The sequence below is a fragment of the Spongiibacter pelagi genome (assembly GCF_014705705.1).
In the GTDB taxonomy this organism is placed as follows: Bacteria; Pseudomonadota; Gammaproteobacteria; order Pseudomonadales; family Spongiibacteraceae; genus Spongiibacter; species Spongiibacter pelagi.
Genome location: NZ_JACXLD010000032.1, coordinates 1 through 3,228, shown reverse-complemented (window position 1 = coordinate 3,228; position 3,228 = coordinate 1). Strand labels below are relative to the sequence as shown.

Sequence of the window (3,228 nt, the reverse complement as noted above, 5' to 3'; positions counted from 1 at the left end):
GGGGTCCTAGGGATTTTGCCTCCAAATACTGCAAAAGCCTCTGAAGCGCCCATGTTTACTGGCCTGTAGAGAGGCATCAACTTTCACCTTTCGGCCGATACCCCTCAATTGGCGCCATTAAATCATCCAGTTTCGGAAGTTCTCCCGTCGGCGCGAACGTATACGTACCCCGGAAGTTGATATTCTCCCACGCGACAGGTGATGCGCCCTTTACGGTTTCCATGTATTTTTCGCTGCCCTGCTCCTCGAAGCTGTCCAGCAGGTTGCTGAGTACTTTCGAGTTGAAGTAGATAATGGCATTTGCTACCAACCGGGCGCTTTCGTTCCAGATTTGTATCTCCTCGTCGCTATTTCCCCGGAACCGGTCGCTGTTCACGTTGCTGATTGCCCGGCGCAACTGGTGATAAGCTTCTCCCCGATTCAAGGCTCGTTGCACGTGGTTTCTAAGGCTGGCGTCATCGATGTAATCCAGCAGATATTGGGCCTTCAACAGTCGGTTATATTCAGTCAGCGCTTTCAGTAGAGGGTGGTTTTGCTTGTAGCCTGAGAGTTTCCGGACCAATGTGGCTTGGGTGGTTTTCCGGTGAGCCAGTGAGACGGCAATTCGCTGGATGGTGTCCCAGTACTCCATGATGATCTGTGTATTAATCGGTTTACGCAACGCGAGTTTCAAGCGCTGATTCTCGTCCTCGGAGATATTGAACATCTCATTGATGACCCTGCCTACCTGAGCATATCGGGGGGCGAACCGGTATCCAAACAGATCGAGCAAGGCAAAATTGACGTGGTTTACCCCGTGGGTATCCGTGGAGAGCGTATCTGGAATGATCTCAGTACTGTTATTCATCAGAAGATCAAAGATGTAATGGGATTCATGTTCGTTAGCGCCGATCACCCGGGCATTGATTGCCATATGATTGGCGTTCAGGCTGATAGCCGAGACCCCTTTGCTGGTGCCGAAGTATTTTGAGGAATACCGGGTACGGAATGTCTCGCGCTTAGCTTCGAACTTTTGGCCATCGGCGCTGGCATGCAGGTTGTCATCCTGGATATTGTAGTGATTAAAAATGCTCAGTCGCGTAGTGGCGTTGTTGATGCGGTCATTTGCGGCATTCAGTGTTTCCAGTCGAAGGTAGTTCGCCTGGATCGTACTCAGCTGATCGTAGGTGCGGTCGGAGATCTGGGCGATACCATAGATGCCCTGGTTTGTGGCATTAGCGATCAGGATCGCCAGCAAGTCCACTTCATACTGGCGGCTTTTGGAGGTCATGCCCAGCACGTGCTCAAAGTCGTCAATAAATCCGGTATCCTGATCCACCACGCGCAAGACATCGGCGACTCCGATTGCCCTCATTTGCTGGAAGAACGGGTTGTTCACCAGATGTTTTTTGCCGGCAGTCGGTAAGCGCCAAAGGTGTTTACCCCCCTTCGGGCGCAGAATGATATCCCTGTTGTCCAGGCGTTCCAGGTAGTCACTGACCTCGTGTAGCCGAGTGGCCAACTGATCCGTCATGCGCGGGATCAGTTGCTTTGGATCCTCAGTAATTTTGGGCTGCTTCGTACCCTCGACCAAGGCCTGCTTCTGATTTTTCCAAGTCTGTGGTTTTACCAGATCGTCGTCCAGTGCACGATACCGTATGACTTCTGGCAGCACTAACTGGCCGTTTAGGCGGCTGGGAATCTGCAAATACAAGAACCATTCATATCTAGCCTTGTCTATGCCGCCGTCAGATTTCAACAAGAGTGGTCGCGTGGCTTTGGGTGGAAGACGCCTGTCAATACTGACATCCCCGAGCATATTGCCGGCTGCCAGCTCCTGTCGAGCTTGACTCAAGACCGCTGCCAACCGTTGTGTTTTATCGGTGCCATCAATGCGAAGACAACAAAAGAGTGATCGTAACAGGCCGGTTCTCAACGTAGATTCTGTATCCAGGTGTTGCCAGAACGCCTCATCCGCCGACTGCTTCTGATTGCCGAGATACCGGCAGACGGAGCTCAGCTCACTAGCATTGAGAACCTGGAATGCTTGTTTCTGTACAGAGTGGAATGACGTATTGGGATCGATACGATCATCAACGAACAGACGCAAGATTTCCGCAGCTTTACTCACATTGGTAGCCGCCTTTTGCCAATCCCGATAAACTCGGTCCTGCGCCAGCTGATGCGCTCGTTGCTTGACCTGTCGAACGTGATGAATGAACCCTTCGGCCATCCGTTCCAGCCCCTCTTGGTATCGAAACTGTAGGTAGCAAAGCAGATATAGGCACTGATTCTCAGGCGACTGACGTTTTATTTTGGCGCCGTAATAGTGAATCCGTTCGGCATAGTGCTGCTGATTTTTTTGAGACAGAGAAAGCGAGTCGAGGACAGCGGTCACCTCTGCCATCAGCGGTTGAATGTGGTGATACACTGCAAGTTCTTTCTGCAACTCGGTACCGGTGAAATTGCGCGCGCTGCCGCGCAATTGTGTTAACGTAAGCTGGTCATTACCGGATACCAGTGTATTTAGTATAGCCGTCAATTTTGGGCTACACGCGGCACCGATCTTCTCATGCAGTCGCTGCTGATGCTGGTTAACCACCTGGCTGACGATCTTCTGCAGGGTGCTATAGGCAGGAATGGCGATTTTCTGGTGAGCCAGGAACTCAATGGCAGCATCAAAGAGAGCACGCGCCGCGACCCAGCTTTCAGCGCAGACCAGTAAGTGTTCAACAAGCCGGGGTTGATGCTCAGGATCTTTCCAATTTTCATAATCGATCATGGAAAAAATCCGCTCATAAATGCGGGACTTTTGATCAGATTTCAGACTGAAGCGCCGAAATTTCAGGCCATCGAAGTGATTTTGCGCAATAAATTCCAGGTCATCCCGCATGGATTTAAATGTCGGATTGAGCAAGATGGGCTTGCATTTGAAGTAGCCCAACAATGCGATGGCGATACAGCGATACTTGCGTTGCCTTATTCTGGCCAGCTCAGCACGCTCTTTATCATTCAATGTGAAGTAAAACCGCTGATACGATTCGTTGAAGGACGGGACGCCGTATAAATCCTCGATTTCAGCGGCAGTGAGAATCGATAGTCGCTTGTTTCTGCTCATTCTTTGACCCAAAGGCCGAAGAAGATACTGAAACTTGAGCTAAATTAAAATTAATAGTGGCTTGGAGGCCAGTAAATACGGGGACTTCAGCGGTTTTTGCAGTATTTGGGGGCAAAATCCCTAGGACCCCA

At 50.7% G+C, this 3,228-nt stretch carries 1 protein-coding gene; it reads right to left on the bottom strand.

All coding sequences use genetic code 11. The annotated features are described in order from the left end of the window. Window positions 1-76: 76 nt before the first annotated feature. A complete protein-coding gene (locus IB286_RS15215; RefSeq protein WP_008250625.1) occupies window positions 77-3,097 on the bottom strand; it encodes a Tn3 family transposase in 3,021 nt (1,006 codons plus the stop codon). Window positions 3,098-3,228 lie beyond the last annotated feature (131 nt).